The sequence below is a fragment of the Roseateles sp. L2-2 genome (assembly GCF_050613215.1).
GTDB classification, from domain to species: Bacteria; Pseudomonadota; Gammaproteobacteria; order Burkholderiales; family Burkholderiaceae_C; genus Roseateles; species Roseateles noduli.
This window is the reverse complement of sequence record NZ_CP192509.1, coordinates 875986-900251: the sequence shown is the minus strand read 5'-3', so window position 1 is coordinate 900251 and position 24266 is coordinate 875986. Positions and strand designations below refer to the sequence as shown.

The following is a 24266-nucleotide window of genomic DNA, read 5'->3' as shown; positions in this document are numbered from 1 at the left end:
GATTATCGGGAATACAGCGACGCCTCGCCGGGCGGTCTCGTCTTGAATCGCTTGTGGACCCAGAAATACTGGGCCGGGTGCTCGCGGATCCGGTCTTCGAGCCAGCGGTGGAAGTGGTTGGCGTCGGCTTCCAGGTCGCCGCTCGGGTAGTTCTCCAGCGGCTCGTGCGCATGGATGACGATGCCCTCGCCCTTGGGCAGCATCGTCACGATCACCGGCTGCACCACCATCTTCATGGTCTGCGCGATCTTGGCCGGCGCCAGCAGCGTGTTGGCCGGCACGCCGAAGAACGGGATGAAGGCCGAGTCCTTCGGACCGAAGTCCATGTCGGGCAGGTTCAGGAACGAGTAGCCGTCGCGGATCGCCCGCAGCACGCTGCGCACGCCTTCATGGCGGTCCACCAGCTTGGTCGTGCCGAAGCGCGAACGCGCCTTGCGCAGGGCCTCGTCGAAGAGCGCGTTGCTCTGGCGCTGGTAGATGCTGGCGCCAGGTCTTGCCTGATTGAGCATCAGCGCCGGGCCGATCCAGTCCAGGCCCACGAAGTGCGGCATCAGCCACATCACCGGGCGGTCGACCTGTTCCGAGAGCTTGATGTTGCCCTCGATGCGCATCAGCTTGAGCAGCCGCCGGTCCGACGCGTACCAGAGGAGTCCGCGCTCCAGCAGGCTGCGCCCCAGCCAGCCGAAGTGCTCGCGCACCAGGGCCTGGCGCTCGGCCAGCGGCTTCTCGGGGAAGCAGAGCTCGACGTTGCGCAAGGCCACGCGCCGCCGCGACCCCGCCACGCGGTGCAGCAGGGCGCCCAGCCCCCATCCGAGGGCGGCCAGCCAGCGCAGCGGCAGCCAGTGCAGCAGCCACAACAGGCTGATCAGCGCATATGTACCCAGTTTTCCCATCGACCGTCCGGCGCCCTGTTCGGGCTCTTTCCTATAATGCCGCCCCAGTCGCCGAGTTAATCTGGACAACTTGCGGGGCGACTCATAAATCCCGCTAAAGCGTTCGCCGCCTGACTCCCGTCTCGGCAACGCCAGAAGGCAGTGCACGAAGACTGAATACAGGAGTTTAAATTGGCGAGCGATTTCCTCTTCACCTCGGAATCCGTATCTGAAGGCCACCCCGACAAGGTGGCGGACCAGATTTCCGACGCCATCCTCGACGCCATCCTGGCGCAGGACCCGCGCTCCCGCGTCGCGGCCGAGACCCTCTGCAACACCGGGCTGGTGGTGCTGGCGGGCGAGATCACGACCAACGCGCACGTCGACTACATCCAGGTCGCCCGCGACACGATCAAGCGCATCGGCTACGACAACACCGAGTACGGCATCGACTACAAGGGTTGCGCCGTGCTCGTCGCCTACGACAAGCAGAGCAACGACATCGCCCAGGGCGTGGACCAGGCTTCGGACGACCATCTGAACACCGGCGCCGGCGACCAGGGCCTGATGTTCGGCTACGCCTGCGACGAGACGCCGGAGCTGATGCCCGCGCCGATCTACTACGCGCACCGTCTGGTGGAACGCCAGGCCCAGCTGCGCAAGGACGGCCGCCTGCCCTTCCTCCGTCCTGACGCGAAGAGCCAGGTCACCATGCGCTACGTCGACGGCAAGCCGCACAGCATCGACACCGTCGTGCTGTCGACGCAGCATGCGCCCGAGATGTCGCTGGGCGACAAGATGAAGCCCGAGTTCTACGAGGCCGTCATCGAGGAGATCATCAAGCCGGTGCTGCCCAAGGAATGGCTGCAGGACACGAAGTACCTGGTCAACCCGACCGGCCGCTTCGTCATCGGCGGCCCGCAGGGCGACTGCGGCCTGACCGGCCGCAAGATCATCGTCGACACCTACGGCGGCGCCTGCCCGCACGGCGGCGGCGCGTTCTCGGGCAAGGATCCGACCAAGGTGGACCGCTCGGCCGCCTACGCCGCCCGGTATGTGGCGAAGAACATCGTCGCCGCCGGCCTGGCCAAGCAGTGCCAGATCCAGGTCGCGTACGCGATCGGCGTCGCGCGTCCCATGAACGTCACGGTCTACACCGAAGGCACCGGCGTCCTGCCCGACGAGCAGATCGCCGCGCTGGTCAACGAGCACTTCGACCTGCGCCCCAAGGGCATCATCCAGATGCTGGACCTGCTGCGCCCGATCTACGGCAAGACGGCGGCCTACGGCCACTTCGGCCGCGAAGAGCCGGAGTTCACCTGGGAGCGTACCGACAAGGCGAAGGAACTGCGGGCGGCCGCAGGTCTGTAATTCCCCTCACCCCGAACCGGTCATTTGCCGCACACGCGGAAACTTGATCCCCCGACTCAGGGCCGCCTCGCGCGGCCCTTGTCGTTTCCGGATCCCGGCCGTCGCGGCAGAATGACCGCATGCACGCCATGCCCACCGCGCCGTCCCCGCTGACCATCCTGATCGTCGACGACCAGAACGCCACCCGCGTGGCGCTGACGGCTGAACTGGATCGCGCCGGTCACCGCGTGCTGGAAGCCGACAGCGCCGAGTGGGCGCTGGAGCTGTTCCGCCGCTACCGGCCCGACCTGGTGCTGCTGGACGTGGAGATGCCCGGTCACGACGGCTACTGGACCTGCCGCGAGATGCGCGCGGCCGAGCCCGGCGGCTGGACGCCCATCATCTTCCTGTCGCAGTTCAACCAGGACGAGGACGTCTGGAAGGGCATCGAGTCCGGCGGCGACGACTACCTCGTCAAGCCGGCCTCCGCGATGATCCTGCACGCCAAGCTGCGCGCGATGCAGCGCCTGGCGCAGATGCGATCGCGCCTGGTGCAGATGTCCGAGGAGCTGCGCGCGGCCAACGCGCAGCTGGAAGAACTCTCCAGCGTGGACGCACTGACCGGCCTGATGAACCGCCGCGCGCTGGACGCCCGGCTGCAGCAGGAACTGGACCTCGCCCGCCGCGACGGCAAGCCGCTGACGCTGATGCTGTGCGACGTCGACCACTTCAAGCGCTACAACGACGCGGCCGGCCACGTCGCCGGCGACGACTGCCTGCGCCGCATCGGCCGGCTGCTCAAGGAAACCTGCCGCCGCCCGAGCGATTGCGCCGGGCGCTACGGCGGCGAGGAGTTCGCGCTGGTCCTGCCCAACACGCCGCGTTCCGGCGCGATGACCTACGCCCGCGCGCTGATGCGCACGGTGGAGCTGGCGGCGATCCCGCATCCGGACTCGCCGACCGGCGCCACGATCACGCTCTCGGGCGGCATCACCACCTGCCTGCCCGACGAGAGCACCAGCGCCGAAGGCCTGATCATCCGCGCCGACGACGCCCTCTACAACGCCAAGTCCACCGGCCGGAACCGCTTCTTCAGCTACGAGATGCAGATGGACACGGCGGAACAGCGTCGCGCGGTCACCCCACCGCCCCCCGCCGCGCCGCGCTCGTCCCCGACTTGAGGCATACCCGAACTGCGTTCGAGGGGACCGGCCCCGCATAATCGGCTCCGGCACATCTTGTTGCCGCCTGTCGACGATGCCCGGCCATGGACGCTTCCGCCTCGCTGCCGCCTGCCTCGCTCCCTCCGCTGCGCATCCTGGTCGTGGACGACCAGGCGAGCACGCGCGGATTCCTGTGCAGCCAGTTGCAGGCGATCGGTCACCACACGCTGGAGGCGGACGGCGGCGACAGCGCCCTGGCCTGCTTCGACGGCGAACATCCCGATCTGGTGCTGCTCGACGTCGAGATGCCCGACCACGACGGCTACTGGGTCGCCAGCCAGATGCGCGCCCATGAGAACGGCGGCTGGACGCCGATCATCTTCCTCTCCAGCCGCGACCGCGACCAGGACCTCTGGCAGGGCATCGAGTCCGGCGGCGACGACTATCTGGTCAAGCCCGTTTCCAACACCGTGCTGCAGGCCAAGCTGCGGGCGATGCAGCGGCTGCGGCGCATGCAGACCCGGCTGCAGGAGGTCTCCGACGACCTGCGCCACAGCAACGCGCGGCTGGAGAAGCTCTCCGGCGAGGACCCGCTGACGCGCTTGATGAACCGGCGCGCCTTCGACGCCCGGCTGGCGCAGGAGATCGCCTGCGCGCGGCGCGACCAGACGCCGCTGACGCTGGTGCTGTGCGACATCGACCACTTCAAGCGCTACAACGACAACTACGGCCACCTGGCCGGCGACGCCTGCCTGCAGCGCGTCGCGCTGCTGCTGCAGGAAACCTGCCGGCGACCGCGCGACTGTGCCGCCCGCTACGGCGGCGAGGAATTCGCGCTCATCCTGCCCGGCACGCCGCGGTCGGGCGCGATGACCTTCGCGCGGGCGGTGATGCGCACGCTGCGCAACTGCAACATGCGTCATCCGGATTCGGTCGAGTCCCACGTCACGCTGTCCGGCGGCATCACCACCTGCGTGCCGGATGCGGACACCACTGTCGAAGGATTGCTGCGGCGCTCCGACGACGCGCTCTACACGGCCAAGTCGCGCGGCCGCAACCGCTTCTTCAGCTTCGAGATGCAGATGGACACCGTCGAGCAGGCGCCGAGCGGCTTCGCGCCGCTCTGAGTTGCTTGCTCCTGACACATCCGGTGCTGTGCCGGGGTACCGTCACGGTTTTCGACGACCACCGCTCCCGAATGCCCGTGATCGACCATGACGCGCTGCGGCGTCACGCCATCGCCCGCACCTTCTTCAAGCCGACGACGCTGCTGCGGGCGATCCAGCGCCTGGGCTTCGTGCAGGCCGACCCGATCCGCGCCCCGGCGCGGGCGCAGGACCTGATCCTGATGCATCGGGTGAAGGACTACCGCGCCGGCCAGCTCGAAGCGCGATACACGAAGCTCGCGGTCGAGGAGGACGCCCTCGTCAACTACGGCTTCCTGCCGCGCGAGGCGCTGGCGCTGCTGCACCCGCGCACCGCCAAGCGCCCCTGGGACGAGGCGATGAACGCGCGCGCCGCCGAGGTGCTCGACTTCGTCCGCTCACGCGGCCGCACCCATCCGCAGCACGTGCAGCAGGCCTTCAGCCACGGGCGCGTCGAGGGCTACTGGGGCGGCGAGCTCAATGCGAGCACGCAGCTGCTCGACGGCATGCACTACCGCGGCCTGCTGCGCGTGGCGCGGCGCGACTCCGGCACTCGCGTCTACGAGGCCATCGCCCACGCGCTCGACGACGACAGCCCCGAGGCCCGCCACGCACGCGCCGGCGCGCTGCTGGACATGATCGTCGCGCTCTACGCCCCGCTGCCGTCGGCGAGCCTGGGTTATCTGACCTCGCTGCTGAGCGGCTACGGCGCGCCGCATCTGCAGGTCGAGGCGCGCAACGTGCTCAAGGAGGCCAAGACCCGCTGGGGCCATGCCAAGGTCGACGGCGAGGTCTGGTACTGGCCCGCCGACGAGAACCCCGCATCGCGCGCCCACAGGGTCGAGCCGGAACGGCTGCGCTTCCTTGCCCCCTTCGATCCGCTGGTGTGGGATCGCCGCCGCTTCGAACGCCTGTGGGGCTGGGCCTACCGCTTCGAGGCCTACACGCCCGCCGTGAAGCGGACGATGGGCCACTACGCGCTGCCCATGCTCTGGGGCGACCGGATGATCGGCTGGGCCAACCTGAAGGTCGAGGGCGGGACGCTGGTCCCGGACCTCGGCTTCATCGACAAGCGGCCGCGCGACGCGGCCTTCCGCGCCGCGCTCGACGAGGCGTACTACGGAATGGCCGTGTTCCTCGGACTCGAGGAATGACTGCGGACTGACGGCGATCAGACTGATCAGGCGTTCACCAGCGCCATCGACACCTCGGGGTAGCGTTCCCCGGCGACCGGGAACTCGTCGAGCAGGTCGCGCAGGTCCTCGCGCAGCACGTCGTTGAGCCGCAGGCGGGCGGCCATCGCGTTCTCCTCCAGCCGCGCGATCGAGCGGGTGCCCGGGATCGGCACGACATCCGGACCGCGGTCCAGCAGCCAGGCCAGCGCGAGCTGCGCCGGCGTCAGGCCGTGGTCGCGGGCCAGCGCGACGATCGCATCGGCCAGCGCGAGGTTCTGCGCGAGGTGACCGTCCTGGAAGCGCGGATTGACGCGCCGCCAGTCGTTGGCGGCCAGCTGATCGGCGCTGCGGATCGCACCGGTCAGGAAGCCGCGCCCCAGCGGGCTGTACGGCACGAGCGCGATGCCGAGCTCGCGGCAGGTCGGCAGCACCTCGGCCTCGACGTCGCGGGTCCACAGCGAGTACTCGGACTGCACCGCCGCGATCGGATGCACCTGGTGGGCGCGGCGGATCGTCTCGGCCGACGCCTCGGACAGGCCGATGTGCCGCACCTTGCCGGCGCGCACCAGCGCGGCCATCGCGCCGACGGTCTCCTCGATCGGCACCGACCTGTCGACGCGGTGCAGGTAGTACAGGTCGATGTGGTTGACGCCGAGGCGGCGCAGGCTCGCGTCGCAGGACGCGTGCACGTGCAGCGGCCGGCCGTCGACGCCGGCCGAGAGCCCGTCGGCATTGCGGACGATGCCGAACTTGGTCGCCAGCACCACCTCGCGGCGGCGGTTGGCGAGCAACCCCGACAGCAGCTTCTCGTTGGCGCCGTTGCCGTAGATATCGGACGTGTCGAGGAAGTTCATTCCGAGGTCCAGCGCCCGGTGCAGGACGGCCATCGACGTGGCCTCGTCGGCGGGACCGTAGAAATCGGACATCCCCATGCAGCCGAGCCCGAGCGCGGAGACCTCCGGGCCGTGCGCGCCCAGCCGACGGCGCGGCAGTTGGGGCAGGTTGTTGAGCGGTTCCCTGGACATGATGGTCATGGCGGCACTCCTTCGAAAGCGGTGAAAGCGCGACGACCGGACGGCCGCCGCGATGACCGAGAGCTTAGGAATCCGCCCCCCTGCGGAACCAGCGCAATGCTCGCCCATCCTTGCCCGATCCTCCGGAACCCGGTCCGCCGCGCTCGCGGGCGCTGGCGGCGCGCGCGACGGACTTGCACAATCCGATGCATGGTCGCACCCACACCGATTCCCCTCGCCGACGGCTTCCCCGACGCGCTGCAGGCCCTGCGCGCGCAGATGGTGGATCTGACGCTCCGGCACATCGACGGCGAAGGCTCCCGCCCGACCGCCATGCCCTGCCTGCACCTGATCAAGGCCAGCTGCAGCATGCCCAAGACCGCGCCCGCGTTCTACGAGCCCGGCCTGGCCATCGTGCTGCAGGGGCGCAAGAAGGTGGAGCTCGGCACCGAGACGCTGTACTACGACCCGCTGCACTTCCTGCTGGTGTCCATGCCGATGCTGCCCAAGGGTGGCGTCATCGAAGCCACGCCTGACAAGCCCTACCTGTGCGTGCGCATCGACTGCTCGACCGCGACGCTGGCGGAGCTGATGCTGGAGGTCGGCCCGGCCAGCACCGACGCCTCGCCGTCGGCGCAGTCGGGCATGAACGTGGCGCCGGTGTCGGAGTCGCTGCTGAGCGCGGCGCTGCGGCTGATGCAGCTCCTGGACAACCCCTCGGACCAGCGCGTGATGGCGCCGCTGCTGCAGCGGGAGATCTTCTATCGCGTGCTGACGGGGCCGCTGGGTCCGCGGCTGCGCGCGCTGGCACAGCAGGACAGCGCGACGCGCCGCCTGTCGCGCGCCATCGACGAGCTGAACCGCCGCTTCAGCGAAGCCATCAGCATCGACGAGCTGGCCGCGGTCGCGCACATGAGCGCCTCCACGCTGCACCAGCGCTTCAAGCAGTTGACGAGCATGTCGCCGATGCAGTACCAGAAGCAGCTGCGGCTGCAGCACGCGCGCCGGCTGATGCTGGGCGAAGGGCTGGATGCGGCGGCCGCGGCGCATCAGGTCGGCTACGAGAGCGCCTCGCAGTTCAGCCGCGAATACCGCCGCCTCTTCGGCACGCCGCCCCGCGCGGACATCGAGCAGCTGCTGCGCGCGGGATGAGAACGCGCGCATGAATCCGCTGTCGACCGAGACCGCCTCGCTCGCCACGCTGCTGGCGCGGCACGCGCCGGGCGATGGCCTCTGGGAAACCGCCTTCCCCCGGTTGTGGGCCATCCGCTTCAGCGCGCCGGGCGGGGAGTTCGCGCATGCCGTGCAACCGGCCGCGTTGTGCCTGATCCTGCAGGGGGCCAAGGAGGTCATGCTCGGCGAGGAGCGCTACGTCTACGACGCGGCCCGCTTCATGGTCTTCACGACCGACCTGCCCATCAGCGCCCGCGTCATCGACGCGACGCCGGAGCGGCCCTACCTCTGCCTGCGTTTCGATTTCGATCCGGAGGAGGTGGCCGAGCTGGTCGCGCGCAGCGGCGTGCCGAAGGCCGTCGCGCCGGCGACGGGCGGCGAGGACACCGGTCGAGGCGTCTTCGTCAGCGCGGTGACGCCCGACATGCTGGACGCGGCCGGCCGGTTGCTGCGGCTGCTCGACCACCCGCAGGACCATGCGGCGCTGGCCCCGATGGCGATGCGCGAGCTCGTCTACCGCGTGCTGCGCAGCGAGCAGGGCGAGCGCCTGGCGCAGGTGGCGCGCGCCGACAGCCAGACGCAGCGCGTGCACCGCGCGATCCGCTGGTTGAAAGCCCACTACGCGCAGCCGCTGCGCATCGAATCGCTGGCGAAGGAGGCGCACATGAGCGCGTCGTCGCTGCACCACCATTTCCGCGCGCTGACGGCGATGAGTCCGCTGCAGTATCAGAAGCAGCTGCGCTTGCAGGAGGCGCGCCGGCTGCTGATCGCCGAAGGCCTGGAAGTCGCGCGCGCCGGCCACGCGGTCGGCTACGAGAGCCCGTCGCAGTTCAGCCGCGAGTACAGCCGCCTCTACGGCGCGCCACCGTCGCGGGATGCGGCCAAGCGACGCGACACGCCGGCGGCGCGGTTCACCGCCTGAGCCGCGGCGGCCCGATCAAGGGGCCATCAGCGGCGCGACTTCCGTCATTTGCTGAAGCAGTTCCCCACCATCGCCGGCGCGTCCTTGAGACGGTCGTCCGTGGGGTTGAGCGCGGCGACGCGGTTCTCGTAGACCCGCGTGCACTTGCTCCCCTGACGTATCACCTTGGAGCCGGAGCCGCTCGTCGAGACGGCGGTCACGATGGGCAGGGTGCCGGCGGCATCGGCGATCGCGGACTCCACGGTGCGCGGCGCGCTGTGCGAGCGGTCGTCGTTGCGGATCTGGTCGGCCATGCGCACGCGCGCGTCGCTCGCGGGGACGGGCTTCGGTAGCGCGAGGTTGAGCGTCGTGCGACCGTTGCCGAGCGGCGCCGAAGCGCCCGAGGCCGGCTGCGCAGGCGCCGCGACCGTCTGGAGGGAGGTCGACGGCGGCGCGGCGGTGATGGTCACCTCGGGCGGCGCGACGAAGATTGGCGCGGGCCTGTAATCGCGGCGTTGAAACGGCGTCCAAGGCGCCGGCGGGTCCACGACGATCGATCGATCTTCGATCTCTTTCGGAAGCGCGGTCACCAGGGCGATCTCGATCGAACGCGGCCTCGTGCCGACATCCAGGAACGCCTTGCCGTACCCGAGCCAGAGCAGCACGACGGCGGTCCCCTGCACGAGCAGCGCCGCCGTCCCCGCGATCCTGCGGCGGCCCCGGCCCGCCGGCTCCCAATGCGCCACCGTCATGACGGCGTGCCGCGTACCTGCATCGCGCCCTCCCCGGCCGACGTGTCCCGGGGCGGGATGGTAGCCGCGCCCGGTGACCGCCGGTGGGGTCGCGGATCAGACGTCGTCGCGGTCCAGCGATGCGGACAAGGCGGCGTGCGCCTCGATCTCCGCCGCGCGCAGTCCGAAGGTCTCGCGCGCCATGCCCAGCGCATCCGAGCCCGCCACGAAGTGAAGCGGCGGCTTCGGCATCGCGGCCAGTTCGACGAAGGCGCGTCCCAGCTTCGCCGGATCGCCCGGCTGCTGGTGGTTGTAGGCCTCGTAGGTGGACAGCGGCGGTGTGGGCAGCGTCGCGTAGTCCGCGATCGACGCCGTGCCATAACGGACCGAGCTGGCATCCAGGAAGTCGGTGCGGAAGAATCCCGGCTCGACGACCGTCACGCGGATGTTGAAACCAGCGAGCTCGGGCGCCAGCGACGCGGTGAAGCCGTCGACGGCGAACTTCGTCGCGCAGTACACCGTCGCGCCGTCGAAGCCGCGGAAGCCGCCGACCGAGGCGATGTTCATGACGTGCCCGTCTCGCTGGCGGCGCATCACCGGCAGCACCGCGCGGGTGACGTGCATCAGGCCGAAGACGTTCGTGGCGAACTGACGCTCGATGTCGGCGGCGCTGATTTCCTCGAACAGCCCGAGCTGCCCGTAGCCGGCGTTGTTGACCAGCACGTCGATGCGGCCGAAGCGCGCCACCGCCTGTTCGACCGCGTGGGCGGCCTCGGCTTCGCGGCTGACGTCCAGCGGGAGGCACAACACGTTCTCGCCGTGGTCGGCATACGCCGCCTTCAGCGCGTCGACCTTGCGGCCGGTGGCGACGACGCGGTCGCCGGCGGCCAGCGCCGCCCTGGCAATCTCGAGACCGAAGCCGCGGTTGGCGCCGGTGATGAACCAGATCTTGCTCATGGAGTTCCGTCCTTCAGGGGTTCAGAGGATTCAGGGCCGGCCGGCGGCGGGATGCCGGGGCCGGTGTGGGGGACGGATGAATCCTAGGAACGGGGCGGCGATCGCACGTGCCGGTTCCGGCACACCGCTTGCACGATCCGCCGAAGGCGTGCGCACCGGGCCCCCTCCGCTTCCCCGCACCCCGGGGTGATCCAGGGAGATGCGCGAATCTCGCGCTTGGGCTACAATCGCCGCTTGACTCGCACAAGACCACCCTCTTCAGGTCTTCTTCTGCAGCCCCTCCGGTCCCTCCCAAGGACACTTCTGCGAGCGGCTCGCACCAGCATCACCCCCCGGTTCGTGCGCTTGAGCGTTTCTGGCTTCGGCCTGTCTGTTCGCCATTCGGCTAATCGGCAACTGGTGCCACTTTCCGTGCCCCATCTGTTCGTATCATCGAATGGAGATGGCACACCTTCCCACACCGCGCCAAGACGGTTGCTTATTGCGATTGCCTGTCAAGGCGCACACCTCAAAATAATGATGCAGAACAAACGCATTGAGGTGGGGCGATTCCTTGTCTCACCGATGACCAAACCCCATGCCGACGGCGGCTTCGCCGCGGCCGTCTCGATCCAGTCGGGACGCGGCATGGCCAGCATTGATCGTGTCATGCGATTCGTGCCGACCTTCGAGACCCGCCGCGCCGCGTTGCGCTATGCGGAGACCGAAGGCACCGCCTGGGCGCGCAGCCACTGAGCCGCGCGCCGTTGATATCCAAGGCGAAGGCCTGCGGCAGACCGCGGCTGGCGCCGTTTTCATCTTCAAGCATGGAGCAAGCCGTATGGCCAAGGAAGAACTGATTGAAATGCAGGGTGTCGTCAACGAAATCCTGCCGGACTCGCGCTTCCGCGTGACGCTGGAAAACGGCCATCAGGTCATCGCCTACACGGGCGGCAAGATGCGCAAGCATCACATCCGCATCCTGGCCGGCGACGCCGTCTCCCTGGAAATGTCGCCCTACGACCTGACCAAGGGCCGGATCACCTTCCGTCACCTGCAGCGTTCGAACCACTCGGGCCCGCCGCCGGTCCGTCGCTGACGCGCCTTGCCGCGGGAGGCCTCCAGCCGACCGCGCGGGAGCATCGCCAGCCCAGACCAACGCCTTGACGTCTGCCATGACCGACGTCCAGTCCGATTCCGCCGCCGTCCCGGCCTCGTTCGAGGCGGGAGACGATCCGATGCCCGTGCCGCCGCCGCAGCCGGACATCGATGCGTGCTGCGGCAACGGCTGCGATCCGTGCATCTTCGACCTGCACGATCTGGCGATGGATGCGTACCGACAGGCCCTGCGCGCCTGGAAGACACGCCATCCGGACGCCGGCTGACGATTCTCCGAACCCCACCCGAAGGGCCGCCTCGCGCGGCCCTTTCCTTTTGGGGAAACGCCCCGTTCCGCCCCCTTCCCGACTCCGGGGGTGTTTTCGTTTCGTGACGTTTTCGGGGACATCCCCCGGTTCAGAACCCGCTTCCGAAGGCCGACATCAAGGACAGGCGCCGCGCTTGCCGCAGCGGTGCGGTGCTCCCGCCTTCCGGAGGTCTCGATGTTCATGACCGGCCCGTCCCGCTTCCATGTCGCGCATTCCGACGCGCAAGCCAACCTGCGCTTCGCGCTGGCGCGGTTGAGCACCGATTGGCGCAGCCTGGACCCGTTCGGACTCGAGATCCTGCTGCGGCACCTGCTGATGGCGGAACACCGCTGCATGCCGCATCCCAGCGTGCTGCGCGAACGTCCGACCAACCGCTGGCTGCTGCCGCGGTTGCGCCGTCGGCGGATCGAGGTGGCGGAACGCCTGGTCGCCGTCGGCGGCCGGGTCAGCCATGCCGCGCTGGCGCGTGTGTTGCCGCGCGGCCACGACTGGCCGGGCATCTCGGCGCTGGTCGGCCGGCATGCCTGGGATCCGGTCGAAGGACGCCAGCCGCGCCCGCATCGTCCGGTCGTCGACGAACCGGCCTACCCGCGCGCCGCCAGCAGCGCCCGCGCCACTTCCGCGAAGCCGTCACCGCGTTCGGTCGCGGTCACGTAAGCGGGCGGGTGATCCAGCATCGGCAGGAAACGCGCGATGTTGGCCACGCCCACGGTCAACGGCATCCGTTCGAACATCAGTTGATCGTTCGTCGAATCGCCGACGTACACCCACTCGGCGGGATCGAAGTCCAGGCCCGTCAGCCGCTTCACCGCCCACGACGCGGCCGTCCACTTGCTGTGGTCGCCGATCCAGCCGTTGACGTGGATGGAGCTGACCGTCGCCACCAGCCCGTGCGCGCGCATCCGGTCGCAGACGGCGGCGATCGCCTCGTCGTCCAGCATCGTGAATTCGCTGTGGTCGACGGCGATGTCGGTCAGCCTGCCAGCGCTGTCGCGCGCGAGCACGGCGCCGGGCACCGTCGCGACGATCTCCCGCGCGCACGCCTGCAGTCTGGCGAAATTCTCCAGTCGCGTGGCATCGTCCTGGGCGAATTCGGTCGACAGGCCGTCCCCCTCCCGATGGAGAAGCACCCCTCCGTTCTCCGCCACGATCCCCCGCACGGGCCAGGCCGTCGCGAAGGGCTCGCTCCAGCCGGCGGGACGCCCGGTGATCGCGATGACGGGCACGCCGGCGGCATGCAGCCGGTGCAGCGCGTCCAGCGCCGCCGGCGCGATGGCGCCTTCCGCCGTCAGGGTGTCGTCGATGTCCGTCAGCACCCCGCGCAGGGGGCGCCAGGCCGCGCGGGGGCAGTCGCTGAGCGGGGGGATCGTTCGCATGGGGGGCGATTGTGGCCCCGACCACGATGCCGTCATCCAACCGCCGCACAGAACATGACTACAATCCAGCCCTGTTCCGAGGAGCGTTGCGACCTCCCATCCCATCGAGGCCAGGCTCGGAACCGCCGCGCGGCGACACGTCCGCGGCAATGGCAACCGCGCTCACCCGTCGACCCTTCGCAGGCCGGGTGAGGACCGAGCGGCAGATGCCCCAGCACTTGCCCTCCAAACGCCTCCCCAATCCCCTGATCGCTGGCGTCGACGGCCCTTCCTCGCAGGAGTCCGCATGAACGCCCAACTGAAGCCGCTGGCCCAAGACCAGTACCTGATCAAAGACCTGTCGCTGGCCGACTGGGGCCGCAAGGAGATCAAGATCGCCGAGAGCGAGATGCCCGCGCTGATGGCCATCCGCGAGGAATACGCCGCCGCGCAGCCGCTCAAGGGCGCGCGCATCACCGGCTCGCTGCACATGACGATCCAGACCGCCGTGCTGGTCGAGACGCTGCAGGCGCTGGGCGCGGAAGTCCGCTGGGCCTCGTGCAACATCTTCTCGACGCAGGACCACGCCGCCGCCGCGCTGGTCGCCGTCGGCACCCCCGTCTTCGCCTACAAGGGCGAGACGCTGGAAGACTACTGGGACTACACGCACCGCATCTTCGACTTCGGCGCCAAGGGCACGCCGGGCGAAGGCCCGAACATGATCCTGGACGACGGCGGCGACGCGACGCTGCTGATGCACCTGGGCCAGAAGGCCGAGAAGGATCTCTCCGTGCTGGCCAATCCGGGCAGCGAGGAAGAGCGCATCCTGTTCGCCGCGATCAAGAAGAAGATCGCCGAGGACGGCACCTGGTACACCCGCAAGAGCGCCGAGATCATCGGCGTCACGGAAGAGACGACCACGGGGGTGCACCGCCTGAAGGAAATGTCGGCCAAGGGCACGCTGCTGTTCCGCGCGATCAACGTCAACGACTCGGTCACCAAGAGCAAGTTCGACAACCTGTACGGCTGCCGCGAGTCGCTGGTGGACGGCATCAAGCGCGCCACCGACGTGATGATCGCCGGCAAGATCGCCGTGATCGCCGGCTACGGCGACGTGGGCAAGGGCTCGGCGCAGGCGATGCGCGCGCTGTCGGCCCAGGTCTGGGTCACCGAGATCGACCCGATCTGCGCGCTGCAGGCCGCGATGGAAGGCTTCCGCGTCGTGACGATGGAATACGCCGCCGACAAGGCCGACATCTTCGTCACCACGACCGGCAACAAGGGCGTGATCCGCCATGAGCACATGGCCGCGATGAAGCACAACGCCATCGTCTGCAACATCGGCCACTTCGACAACGAGATCGACATCGCGTCGATCGAGAAGTACGAGTGGGAAGAGATCAAGCCGCAGGTCGATCACGTGATCTTCCCCGGTATTGATGGCAAGCCGGGCAAGCGCATCATCCTGCTGGCCAAGGGCCGCCTGGTGAACCTGGGCTGCGGCACGGGCCACCCGAGCTACGTGATGTCGTCCAGCTTCGCCAACCAGACGATCGCCCAGATCGAGCTGTTCGCGCACAAGGACGCCTACGCCGTCGGCCAGGTCTACGTGCTGCCCAAGCACCTGGACGAGCACGTCGCCCGCCTGCAGCTGAAGACGCTGAACGCGCAGCTGAGCGAGTTGACGGACGAGCAGGCCGCCTACATCGGCGTGTCGAAGTCGGGCCCCTACAAGCCCGATACCTACCGTTATTGATTGACCGACCCGAGACCCGACCATGCGTGCTGACCAGCTGCTTCTCTCCCTTGGCCTGGCGCCCACGCGCTCGGCCGCCCAGCGGCTGATCGACGCGCGCGCGGTCGAGTGGGAAGGTCCCAAGGGCTGGACCGTCGTGCGCAAGTGCGGCGAGGACCTCACCGAGACCACCCCCCTGCGCGTGACGGACGACGCCGAGCTGCGTTACGTCTCGCGCGGCGGGCTCAAGCTTGAAGGCGCGCTGGCCAAGGTCGGCGTGTCGGTCGCGGGCCTCACGGCGCTGGACATGGGCCAGAGCGCGGGCGGTTTCACCGACGTGCTGCTCAAGGCGGGCGCCACGCATGTGACCGGCATCGATGTCGGCCACAGCCAGCTGCACGAGACCTTGAAGGCCGACCCGCGCGTGACCGCCCATGAAGGCATGCACGTGAAGGACTACGTCCCGGCCGAGCCCTTCGACCTGGTCGTGGGCGACCTGAGCTTCATCTCGATGATCGGCACGCTCAAGCACGTGGTCGGCTGGCTCAAGCCGGAGGGCCAGGCGCTGCTGCTGATCAAGCCGCAGTACGAGCTGGGCCCCAAGGCCCTGAACAAGAACGGCATCGTCAAGGACAAGTCGCAGTACGTCGTGCTCAAGGAGCAGGCCCTGGCGGCCGCCGAGAAGCGCGACCTCGTCGTCAAGGGCTGGTTCGAAAGCCCGGTCACCGGCGGCGACGGCAACACCGAATTCTTCATCTGGGTCCAGAAACCATGACGACGCCCAAGACGCCTGTCAGCATCGAATTCTTCCCGCCCAACACGCCCGTCGGCACGGAGAAGCTGAAGACCGTCGTGCAGGAGCTGCGCGCGGTGAACCCGCAGTACTTCAGCGTCACCTACGGCGCCGGCGGATCGACGCGCGAGAAGACGCTGTCGACCGTCGCCGACATCGCCGCGCAGGGCTTCGATGCGGCGCCGCATCTGTCCTGCGTCGGCTCGACGCGCGAGAACATCGCCGAGATCCTGGCGACCTACCGCGACCAGAACATCCGGCGCGTCGTCGCGCTGCGCGGCGACCTGCCCAGCGGCACGGCGACGGCGGGCGAGTTCCGCTACGCGGCCGAGCTGGTGCGTTTCATCCGCGAGACGCAGGGCGCGGACTGGGACATCGAGGTCGCCGCCTATCCCGAGTACCACCCGCAGCAGCGCTACGCGGCGCGCGACCTGCAGTTCTTCGCCGACAAGGTGCGGGCCGGCGCCAGCGGCGCGATCACGCAGTTCTTCTACAACCCCGACGCCTACTTCCATTTCGTCGACGCCACGCGGGCGATCGGCGTGGACGTGCCCATCGTGCCGGGCATCATGCCGATCAACAACTTCTCGCGGATCGCGCAGTTCGCGCAGCGCGACGGCATCGAGATCCCGCGCTGGGTCGCGCTGAAGATGGAAGGCTACATGGACGACGCCGCCTCGGTGCGCGCGTTCGGACTGGATGTCGTCACCCGGCTGTGCGAACGCCTGATCGCCGGCGGTGTGCCGGCGCTGCATTTCTATTCGCTCAACCAGAGCGCGCTCACGCTGGCGTTGTGTGAACGCCTCGGCCTCGCCGCGAAAGCTTGATAAGGCGCAAACGCTTCGCGCTGTCGCAGGGAACCGCTCCGGTTCGCCACCGTTCCTTGTGAACGGTCAAGGTTTTCACGGCGCAGTCCGCGTTCAATCCCGGTCATCCCATTGATCAGGAGTGACCGCATGTCCCGTACCCCCACCCTCGCCTCTTTCCGTGCCGCGATCGTCGCCGGCGTCGCGCTCGCCGCCTTGGCCACCGCGATGGCGCCGGCGGCCCACGCGCAAAGCAGCCCCTGGGTGTTCCGCGCCCGCGCGGTGAACATCGACCCGGCGGAGAAGGACAAGACCGGCCTGGGCCTGTCGCTGAGCCGCAAGACCATCCCCGAGGTCGACTTCAGCTATTTCATGGCGCCGAACTGGGCCACCGAACTGGTCCTGACGGTGCCGCAGCGTCACAAGCTCTACAGCAAGGGCCAGCAGATCGGCTCGGTGAAGCACCTGCCGCCGACGCTCACGTTGCAGTACCACTTCAACCCGGAAGGCAGCTTCCGCCCCTACGTCGGTGCGGGCCTGAACTACACGAGCTTCTCCGACGTCCGCTTCGACCCCGCCGTGCAGACGTCGCTGGCGCCCACCATCAAGAAGAACAGCATCGGCCTGGCGGCGCAGGCCGGCTTCGACGTGATGCTCGACAAGCGGTGGTCGATCAACGTCGACGTGAAGAAGCTTCAGATGGACACCGAGGTCCGCTCCAAGGGCGTGAACCTCGGCAAGTTCAAGATCGATCCGGTGCTGGTGGGTGTGGGCGTCGGCTACCGGTTCTGATCAGCCCAGATCAGCTCAACGCCGCGAACGCATCCCGCGTGAGGTTCTCCGGCGCGCCTTCCGCGCGGCAGGCGACGTCGTCCTCGATGCGGACGCCGCCGAAGGCGCTCAGGTGCTTCACCAGCGCCCAGTCCACGTTCGCGGCCGCGGGCGTCGCGCGCAGCTTGTCCAGCAGCATCGGGATGAAGTACAGCCCCGGCTCGATGGTCACGACCATGCCGGGCTGCAGCACGCGCGTCAGGCGCAGGTACGGATGTCCGTCCGGCTTGGCGATCGTGCCGCCGTCTTCGCCGGCCATGAAGCCGCCGATGTCGTGGACCTGCAGGCCCAGCAGGTGGCCGATGCCGTGCGGCAGGAAGATGGCGGTCACGCCCTGCGCAAGCATCGCCTCCTCGTCCATCTTCACGATGCCGAGCTGGCGCAGCACGCCGGCGGTCTCGCGGTGCGAGGCCAGGTGGATGTCGCGGTAGTCGACACCGGCGCGCACGCGGTCGACCAGTCGCAGCTGCGCGGCTTCCATCGCATCGATCAGCGCCTGGAAGGTGGCGTCGCCGTTGCCGGTCGTGCGCGTGATGTCGGACGCATAGCCGCAGCTGTGCGCGCCTGCGTCCACCAACAGCGACAGCGACTGCGCCGGCGCGCGCTGGTCCTGGTACTGGTAATGCAGCACCGCCGCGTGTTCGTTGAGCGCGACGATGTTGCCGTAGGGCAGATCACGCTCGGCAAAGCCGCAGGCGTCGAGGTAGGCGTTGTGGATGGCCGCTTCGGACAGTCCTTCGCGGAAAGCACGCTGCGACGCGAGGTGCGCCTTCGCGCCCAGCGCCGATGCTTCACGCAGGCGCAGCAGTTCGTAGCCGGTCTTCGCGGCCCGTGCGTAGTGCAGCGGGTTCAGCACCTCGGGCGGGTTGTTCGGGACGATGTCGCCCAGCGCCGCATCCGCTTCGCCGACGATCGCCAGCGTGCCCGGCACCTGCAGGTAGGGCAGCGCCTCCTCCGGCTTGCGAACGACGATCAACTCGAAGTGATCCACCCAGAAGCCGCTCGGCGCCTCGGGCGGCACGTGCCAGTAGTCCTCGGGCTGCACGTAGACCAGTCGCGGCTTGTGCCCGGGACGGATCACCAGCCAGCTGTCCGGATGACGGATCAGCGGCACCCACAGCTTGAAGTGCGGGTTCGGCTGGAAGACGTAGGGACGATCGTCGAGGAAGGCGAACTTCTCGATCCCCGACGCGATCAGCAGGGCGTCGAATCCGCCGCGATGCAGCGCGTGTTCGGTGCGGCGCTGCTGCTCCGCGAGGTGGGCGGCGTAGAGGGCGCTCAAGGTGTTCGGGGCGTGGGGATCAATGGCGCTCATGGCAGGCTCAGGCGGGGCTCAGGGCGGAATTCGAGGCGGTACTCATGCGCGGGAATTCTCCCAGACCACGCCCATCTCGGTCAGCATCGCATCGAGCCGCACGTCGTTCGGCTGGGCGGTCAGCGTCGGTTGGAAACCGTGGCTGAAACCGACGCCGACGACCACCGGCCTGGGCTGGATCTGCGCGATCGTGCGCAGCATGAAGCCGCCGCCGTAGCCCATGCGGATGCCGCCCGGTCCGTAGCCGAGGCAGGGCAGCAGCAGCAGCTCCGGATCGAAGGCCTCGGTGTCCTTGGGCTTGGTGATGCCGGTGGCGTCCTCTTCCATCGGACAGCCGGGATACCAGACGTGGAATCGCAGCCGGCCTTCCTCGCGATCGACGACGGGCAGGCCGATGCGACGGTCGCCGTCGACCTCGCTCCAGCGGTACAGCGCCGGCAGCGGATCGAATTCGCCCTTGATGGGCCAGTAGGCGGCGATGCGCTTTTCCTTGCGGCCGACCAGCCAGACGCGCAGCACGCTCTGGACGACGTCGGCGAGTTCCAGGCGGCCCGGCAGGTCCAGGCGCTCACGGATGAGGCGCTCGCGCAGCGCCTGGCGGTCTTCGGAGATCGGCAGCTTGTCGTTCGGATCCATCCAGCCCATTCGCCTTCCCTTGCGGACCCGACGGGTCCTGGTGCGGGCCATTGTGGCCGCCTCGCGGACAGGGCGCCAGCGCTGATCTAGAGTCCACGCCATGGCACGCACGACCACCACGGGAACCGTCCGCCGCGTCACCGGCGCGGGCGCGGACTTCGCGAATCACTGCATGGAGTTGCTCGCCCCGCTCGGGCCGGTGCTGGCGCGGCGGATGTTCGGCGGCTTCGGGCTGTACGTGGACGGCCTGTTCCTGGCCATCATCAGCCGCGACGAGCTCTACCTGAAGGCGGACGCCGTCAGCCAGTCCCGCTACGTGGACGCCGGCTGCGAGCCGTTCCGGTATTCGAAGACCGGCAAGGACGGGCGACAGGACGTCGCCAGCCTGAACTACTTCCGGCCGCCGGAGGAGACGCTGGAATCGCCTGCGCTCATGCTGCCCTGGGGGCGGCTGGCGATGGAGTCGGCCTTGCGCTCCGCCAATGCGAAGCCGAAGGCCAGGACGCCGAAGAAGAGCGCCGGCACCAGCGCCGAGCCGAGGACCGACACGAAGGAGAAACCGGCCAGGGCGCTGAAGGGCGTCACGACGAAGTCCCCGGCGGTCAGGCGTTCGCCAGGCGCTGGCCGAACAGCTGCCCGAAAGAAGGCAGGCGGCTGACGACGCGGCGCGCCAGCTGGTTGGCGCAGGCCTGCGGCGGCACCATCAGCTGGAAGCGGGCGGTCGGCCAGGCTTCGACGACGAGTTCGGTGCCGCTGGCGACTTCCAGCGTTTCACCGGCCGACAGCCAGAAGTCCTGCGCGGGCAGGTTCAGGTCGCCGCGTTGCGTCACCCAGACGCGACCGTCGAGCACATGCAGTTCACGTCGGCCCGGGCCGATCGGCAGGCTCATGGCCTCGCCCTGTGACAAGGTCCACGCGGCGTCGTCGCGGCTGACCTGGATTGATGACTTTTGCATGACGTTCATGATCGACTCCCGGTCCATCGGGCGGTCCGCGCACCGGCGGCGTTCCTCGTGGACATGGACAGATAGTAGGGTTGACCCGCATGCCGGTCCAATGAGTCTTGCAGCATCGATTGATACCATCCGCTCATGAATCCGACCCGCCATCGCCCGCTCGCCGTCGGTCCGCTGCGCGCCTTCGAGGCGGTGGCCCGGCGGCTCAGCTTCAGCGCCGCCGCCGAGGAGCTCTACCTGACCCAGTCCGCCATCAGCCGGCAGATCCGGTCGCTGGAGGAGGAACTGGGCGCGACGCTGTTCAAGCGCGGCACGCGGCATGTGGAGCTGGCGCCGGACGGCAAGCTGCTGCTGTCGGCCGTGGAGCCCATGCTGGAGCGGCTGGACAGCACCGTGCGCCAGATCCGGACGACGCGCGGGCGGCGCGTGGTGAACGTGACGACCTTCGCGTCATTCGCGTCGTTGTGGCTGATCCCGCGGCTGGAAGCGTTCCAGCGCGAGCATCCGGACATGGACATCCGCGTCTCGGCGCTGGACCAGCTCGTCGAGATCGACGACAGCGAGTTCGACGTCGCGCTGCGCTACGCCGCGCCCAACCGGGTGGCGCCGACGGCGCGGCGGATGTTCGGCGAGATGCTGACGCCGGTGGTGAATCCGTGGGTCGCCAAGCAGGCCCAGGATGGCCAGGGACCGCCGCTGAGCCAGGCAGCCGACCTGCGGCAGTACACGTTGGCCGAAGAGGACGATCAGCGTCCCAGCGGCCTGTTCCTGAGCTGGCGGCGCTGGCTGGCGCTGCACGGCGCGCCGGACCTGCAGCCGCGGCGCTGGATGTACCTGAACTTCACCTACCAGCAGATCCAGGCGGCGGTGTCCGGCCAGGCGGTCGCGCTGGCGCGCCTGCCGATGATCTATGAGGCGTTGGAACGGGGCGAACTGGTAGAGCCGTTCGGCGAGGCCGGCCGCACCGATTGCCCGACGGTGTACTGGCTCATGATGTCGGAGCACGGTCGGGCGCGGCCCGAGGTCGCCGAGTTCGCGCAATGGATCAGCGAGCAGGCGGCGATCACCCGCCGCGCGATCGGCGAGCCGGACCCGCCGGTGGATGAGAACTCGGGCTGAGCCATACTGCCACCGCCGCTGGCCCTCACCCCTGCCCTCTCCCGCAAGCGGGAGAGGGAGTAAGAAGGTCAGGGCGCGATGAGTTCGCGCTCGGTCAGCACCACGGTCAATGCCTGGTCATGCGGCTGCACTTCGAACGCTGCTTCGCAGCAGCTCCAGCCCAAACCGATGGTCGTCACGCCGGGATGCGCCTCGATCCAGCGGTCGAAGTAGCCGCCACCGTAGCCCAGCCGGAATCCTTCCCGTGTGTAGCCCAGGCACGGCACCAGCAGCACCTCCGGCACGAGCACCGGGCCGGTCGAACTGGGGATCCCGCACTCATCCTTGACCGTCGGCTCCTGCCCGTCCCAGCGCCGGAAATCCATTGAGGCCGGTCCGCGATCGCCGGCTTTACGCGCGAAGGGCAGCGCCAATTGCATTTCCCCCCCGAGCTTGTGGGTCGAGGCCCAGGCCGCTGCGTTAAATTCACCCTCCAGGGGCCAGTAGAGGCCGAGGGTCAGCGGCTCGAGCTGGCGCAGCAGTGGAAGCAGCTGCTCGCCCAGCTTGTCGGCCGCGAGACGCGCCTCGGGACCGGCCCACCATTCACGGCGTCGCGCCAGCAAGGCGCGGCGCAATTCGCTTCGCTCATGGGGCCAGGTCTTGCCGGTCGTACCGGCGGCTTCGGGAGCCGTGGGGGAGTCACTCATCGCAGGTCGGCATGAAGTTCGCTCGGATCACTGTAACCGCCCTCGCCGCCGCCACCGTGACCGTCTCGGCCACCGTCGGCGCCCTGGGGGCCCTGGGCGGCCTTGGCCTGGCCGCCGGGGTCGCCGGCACGGCCCTCTTCACGGCGTCGCCCGCCCTCGCGCAGTCGAGCACGACCTTCAACGTCGTGCCCAACGCGCTGCCGCCGCTGCCGGATCTGGTCACCGACGCCCGCGAGGCCTGGCGCGTCCGGGACCGCTCGCGGCTGGCCGCGATGCGCCAGGCCGCCTTCGACCAGCAGCATCCGCTCGCCCCGTGGTTCGACTACTGGGAGCTGAACGCGCGGCTGTCCGAAGCCCAGCAGCCCGAGCTCAACGCGTTCTACGCGCGCTGGCCGGGAGCCTACGTCGAGGACCGACTGCGCAACGACTGGCTGCTGGAGCTGGGACACCGCCGCGACTGGGCCAACTTCCGCCGCGACCACGCCGCCTACAAGATGCAGGACGACCGCGAGGTCGCCTGCTACGTGCTGCTGGCCGACCCGCCGGGACGCGACCTGCGTGACGCCGCGCGCGCCGCCTGGTTCGCGCAACGCGACGCGGACGAGGGCTGCAACATGCTGGCCACCACGCTGCACGAGAACGGCCAGTTCAAGGATTCGGACGTCTGGCGCAAGCTGCGCCTCGTCGTCGAGACCAACAAGCCGCGCGCGGTGAAACAGGCGGGCGCACTGCTGTCCAAGCCCGACCAGGAGGCGCTGGCCGAGCTGATGGACAAGCCCGACCGCTACCTGAAGCGCAAGGCCGCCGCCTCCCCGCGCGCCAAGGCCGAGCTGACGATGCTGGCGCTGATGCGCCTGCTGGCCACCGACTACGACAAGGCCGATGACGACGTGCGCCGCTGGGCGGCCAAGCTGCCCAACGACCTGTCCGCGTGGCTCTGGGCCCAGTACGGCAGACAGGCCGCGCTGCGCCTCAAGGACGAGGCCAACGAGCACTTCGATCGCGCGGTGAAGCTGCAGGCCAAGCTGGGTCCGGTCGAATGGAGCGACGACACGATCAGCTGGATGGCCCGCGCGGCGCTGCGCGGCGACGCAGGCGCCAGCCGGCCCGAGCAGCTGATCGCCGCGATCGCGCTGATGAAGCCGTCGGACCAGAAGGACATCACCTGGCAGTACTGGCGCGCGAAGGCGCAGCAGCAGCTGGCGCCCAACGGCGCGGCCGGCGACGCCCAGCGCCGCGAGTCGCAGGAGACGCTGCGCGCGATCGCCTCGCCGCTGAGCTTCTACGGCAAGCTGGCCGCCGACGAATTGAAGCTGCGCCTGCCCTTGCCGCCGACCCCGGCGGACCTGACCGCGCCGGAGCGCGCGCAGGCGCTGGCGAATCCGGGCATCCAGCGCGCGATGATGCTGCTGGCCGTGGGCCTGCGCAGCGAGGGCCAGCGCGAATGGAACTTCAGCCTGCGCGGCCTGTCGGATCGGGAGCTGCTGTCGGTGGCGCAGGCCGCCTGCGAGCGCGAGCTCTGGGAGCGCTGCATCCAGACCAGCGAGCGCACGAAGACCGAGATCGACCTCGCCCAGCGCTTCCCGATGCCCTACCGCGCGGACGTGTTCAAGCAGTCGACGGCGATGGGCCTGGACCCCGCCTATGTCTACGGCCTGATCCGGCAGGAGTCGCGCTTCATGATGGATGCGCGCTCGCACGTCGGCGCCGGCGGCCTGATGCAGGTGATGCCGGCGACGGCGAAGTGGACGGCCAAGAAGCTGGGCGTCGACTTCAAGCCCGACATGCTGCACGACCGCGACACCAACCTGCGGCTGGGCACCGGCTACCTGAAGCTGGTGATGGACAGCTTCGAGGGCTCGCAGGCGATGGCCGCGGCGGCGTACAACGCCGGTCCGAACCGGCCGCGCCGCTGGCGCGACGGTCCGCAGCTCGATGCCGCGATCTGGACCGAGAACATCCCCATCTGGGAGACCCGCGACTACGTGCGCAAGGTGCTGTCCAACGCGACGATCTACGCGCAGCTGATGGGCCGCGAAGGCGGCACCGTGCTGCGCGAGCGGCTCGGCCGCGTCATCGGCCCGGCCGCGGCGTCGGCGCCGGACATCCCGGCCAACGGCACGAACTGACCCTCAGTCGCTCCACGCG

The 24266-nt window shown here is 69.1% G+C and carries 26 protein-coding genes and 1 riboswitch; of the genes, 17 read left to right on the top strand and 9 right to left on the bottom strand.

Annotated features, from left to right (window positions below):
• Positions 1–2: 2 nt before the first annotated feature.
• Positions 3–893, bottom strand: coding sequence for a lipid A biosynthesis acyltransferase (locus ACQZ13_RS04190; protein ID WP_431049973.1), 891 nt, complete (start codon positions 891–893; stop codon positions 3–5).
• A gap of 171 nt (positions 894–1064) precedes the next feature.
• On the opposite strand from ACQZ13_RS04190, the gene metK reads away from it, so the two are divergent.
• The 4 genes from metK (at position 1065) to ACQZ13_RS04170 (ending at position 5684) form a co-directional block, all read left to right on the top strand.
• Positions 1065–2243 carry a methionine adenosyltransferase gene (metK, locus tag ACQZ13_RS04185; RefSeq protein WP_431049972.1) on the top strand — a complete coding sequence of 393 codons (1179 nt, stop codon included), beginning with the start codon at positions 1065–1067 and terminating at the stop codon, positions 2241–2243.
• A gap of 119 nt (positions 2244–2362) precedes the next feature.
• A complete protein-coding gene (locus ACQZ13_RS04180; protein WP_431049971.1) occupies positions 2363–3403 on the top strand; it encodes a GGDEF domain-containing response regulator in 1041 nt (346 codons plus the stop codon).
• An 86-nt stretch (positions 3404–3489) separates the two neighbouring features.
• Positions 3490–4512: a GGDEF domain-containing response regulator gene (locus tag ACQZ13_RS04175; RefSeq protein ID WP_431049970.1), complete on the top strand. Its 1023-nt coding sequence runs from the start codon at positions 3490–3492 to the stop codon at positions 4510–4512.
• 71 nt (positions 4513–4583) lie between these two features.
• The gene (locus tag ACQZ13_RS04170) at positions 4584–5684 is read left to right on the top strand and encodes a DNA glycosylase AlkZ-like family protein (RefSeq protein WP_431049969.1); all 1101 of its coding nucleotides are present in this window, start codon (positions 4584–4586) and stop codon (positions 5682–5684) included.
• A 26-nt stretch (positions 5685–5710) separates the two neighbouring features.
• Here the strand turns inward: ACQZ13_RS04170 and ACQZ13_RS04165 are convergent, their stop codons facing one another.
• Positions 5711–6739 (bottom strand): aldo/keto reductase, encoded by a 1029-nt coding sequence (locus ACQZ13_RS04165; protein WP_431049968.1) that lies wholly within the window; start codon positions 6737–6739, stop codon positions 5711–5713.
• Positions 6740–6928: 189 nt separating this feature from the next.
• Between ACQZ13_RS04165 and ACQZ13_RS04160 the strand changes: the two genes are divergently transcribed.
• Both ACQZ13_RS04160 and ACQZ13_RS04155 read left to right on the top strand, forming a co-directional pair.
• Positions 6929–7870 carry an AraC family transcriptional regulator N-terminal domain-containing protein gene (locus tag ACQZ13_RS04160; protein WP_431049967.1) on the top strand — a complete coding sequence of 314 codons (942 nt, stop codon included), beginning with the start codon at positions 6929–6931 and terminating at the stop codon, positions 7868–7870.
• 10 nt (positions 7871–7880) lie between these two features.
• Entirely contained in the window at positions 7881–8813 is a 933-nt protein-coding gene (locus ACQZ13_RS04155) for an AraC family transcriptional regulator N-terminal domain-containing protein (protein WP_431049966.1), read from the top strand.
• 44 nt (positions 8814–8857) lie between these two features.
• On the opposite strand, the gene ACQZ13_RS04150 is transcribed toward ACQZ13_RS04155, so the two are convergent.
• A complete protein-coding gene (locus tag ACQZ13_RS04150; protein WP_431049965.1) occupies positions 8858–9544 on the bottom strand; it encodes a hypothetical protein in 687 nt (228 codons plus the stop codon).
• Between the two features lie 96 nt (positions 9545–9640).
• Complete coding sequence (locus ACQZ13_RS04145) at positions 9641–10480, bottom strand: oxidoreductase (protein WP_431049964.1); 840 nt, start codon at positions 10478–10480, stop codon at positions 9641–9643.
• Positions 10481–10999: 519 nt separating this feature from the next.
• On the opposite strand from ACQZ13_RS04145, the gene ACQZ13_RS04140 reads away from it, so the two are divergent.
• The 4 genes from ACQZ13_RS04140 (at position 11000) to ACQZ13_RS04125 (ending at position 12543) form a co-directional block, all read left to right on the top strand.
• Positions 11000–11215 (top strand): hypothetical protein, encoded by a 216-nt coding sequence (locus ACQZ13_RS04140; protein ID WP_421037371.1) that lies wholly within the window; start codon positions 11000–11002, stop codon positions 11213–11215.
• 85 nt (positions 11216–11300) lie between these two features.
• Entirely contained in the window at positions 11301–11558 is a 258-nt protein-coding gene (gene infA / locus ACQZ13_RS04135; RefSeq protein WP_067278543.1) for a translation initiation factor IF-1, read from the top strand.
• Between the two features lie 76 nt (positions 11559–11634).
• Positions 11635–11844 (top strand): oxidoreductase-like domain-containing protein, encoded by a 210-nt coding sequence (locus ACQZ13_RS04130; RefSeq protein ID WP_431049963.1) that lies wholly within the window; start codon positions 11635–11637, stop codon positions 11842–11844.
• A 222-nt stretch (positions 11845–12066) separates the two neighbouring features.
• The gene (locus ACQZ13_RS04125; RefSeq protein ID WP_431049962.1) at positions 12067–12543 is read left to right on the top strand and encodes a hypothetical protein; all 477 of its coding nucleotides are present in this window, start codon (positions 12067–12069) and stop codon (positions 12541–12543) included.
• Here the strand turns inward: ACQZ13_RS04125 and ACQZ13_RS04120 are convergent.
• Positions 12471–13262: an HAD-IIB family hydrolase gene (locus ACQZ13_RS04120; protein WP_431049961.1), complete on the bottom strand. Its 792-nt coding sequence runs from the start codon at positions 13260–13262 to the stop codon at positions 12471–12473. The genes ACQZ13_RS04125 and ACQZ13_RS04120 overlap by 73 nt on opposite strands.
• 72 nt (positions 13263–13334) lie before the next feature.
• A riboswitch (S-adenosyl-L-homocysteine riboswitch) is annotated at positions 13335–13433 on the top strand.
• 115 nt (positions 13434–13548) lie between these two features.
• Here ACQZ13_RS04120 and ahcY point away from each other — a divergent pair.
• The 4 genes from ahcY (at position 13549) to ACQZ13_RS04100 (ending at position 17367) form a co-directional block, all read left to right on the top strand.
• The gene (gene ahcY / locus ACQZ13_RS04115; RefSeq protein WP_431049960.1) at positions 13549–14997 is read left to right on the top strand and encodes an adenosylhomocysteinase; all 1449 of its coding nucleotides are present in this window, start codon (positions 13549–13551) and stop codon (positions 14995–14997) included.
• A gap of 22 nt (positions 14998–15019) precedes the next feature.
• Positions 15020–15751 carry a TlyA family RNA methyltransferase gene (locus tag ACQZ13_RS04110; protein WP_431049959.1) on the top strand — a complete coding sequence of 244 codons (732 nt, stop codon included), beginning with the start codon at positions 15020–15022 and terminating at the stop codon, positions 15749–15751.
• Positions 15748–16596, top strand: coding sequence for a methylenetetrahydrofolate reductase [NAD(P)H] (gene metF / locus ACQZ13_RS04105; RefSeq protein ID WP_431049958.1), 849 nt, complete (start codon positions 15748–15750; stop codon positions 16594–16596). The genes ACQZ13_RS04110 and metF overlap by 4 nt, the downstream gene beginning before the upstream one ends.
• A 129-nt stretch (positions 16597–16725) precedes the next feature.
• Positions 16726–17367, top strand: a complete 642-nt coding sequence (locus tag ACQZ13_RS04100; protein WP_431049957.1) for an OmpW/AlkL family protein — start codon at positions 16726–16728, stop codon at positions 17365–17367.
• A gap of 10 nt (positions 17368–17377) precedes the next feature.
• Here the strand turns inward: ACQZ13_RS04100 and pepQ are convergent, their stop codons facing one another.
• Complete coding sequence (gene pepQ / locus ACQZ13_RS04095; protein ID WP_431049956.1) at positions 17378–18721, bottom strand: Xaa-Pro dipeptidase; 1344 nt, start codon at positions 18719–18721, stop codon at positions 17378–17380.
• Between the two features lie 42 nt (positions 18722–18763).
• Entirely contained in the window at positions 18764–19357 is a 594-nt protein-coding gene (locus ACQZ13_RS04090; RefSeq protein ID WP_431049955.1) for a 5-formyltetrahydrofolate cyclo-ligase, read from the bottom strand.
• Positions 19358–19457: 100 nt separating this feature from the next.
• On the opposite strand from ACQZ13_RS04090, the gene ACQZ13_RS04085 reads away from it, so the two are divergent.
• Positions 19458–20015, top strand: coding sequence for a TfoX/Sxy family protein (locus ACQZ13_RS04085; RefSeq protein ID WP_431049954.1), 558 nt, complete (start codon positions 19458–19460; stop codon positions 20013–20015).
• Here the strand turns inward: ACQZ13_RS04085 and ACQZ13_RS04080 are convergent.
• Entirely contained in the window at positions 19960–20322 is a 363-nt protein-coding gene (locus ACQZ13_RS04080) for a DUF2917 domain-containing protein (protein ID WP_431049953.1), read from the bottom strand. The two genes, ACQZ13_RS04085 and ACQZ13_RS04080, sit on opposite strands and share 56 nt — an antisense overlap.
• Before the next feature lie 126 nt (positions 20323–20448).
• On the opposite strand from ACQZ13_RS04080, the gene ACQZ13_RS04075 reads away from it, so the two are divergent.
• A complete protein-coding gene (locus ACQZ13_RS04075; RefSeq protein ID WP_431049952.1) occupies positions 20449–21432 on the top strand; it encodes a LysR family transcriptional regulator in 984 nt (327 codons plus the stop codon).
• A gap of 68 nt (positions 21433–21500) precedes the next feature.
• Here ACQZ13_RS04075 and ACQZ13_RS04070 read toward each other — a convergent pair whose 3' ends face one another.
• A complete protein-coding gene (locus ACQZ13_RS04070) occupies positions 21501–22118 on the bottom strand; it encodes a 5-formyltetrahydrofolate cyclo-ligase (protein ID WP_431049951.1) in 618 nt (205 codons plus the stop codon).
• Between the two features lie 11 nt (positions 22119–22129).
• Here ACQZ13_RS04070 and ACQZ13_RS04065 point away from each other — a divergent pair, with 11 nt between their 5' ends.
• Positions 22130–24247 carry a transglycosylase SLT domain-containing protein gene (locus tag ACQZ13_RS04065; RefSeq protein WP_431049950.1) on the top strand — a complete coding sequence of 706 codons (2118 nt, stop codon included), beginning with the start codon at positions 22130–22132 and terminating at the stop codon, positions 24245–24247.
• Positions 24248–24266 lie beyond the last annotated feature (19 nt).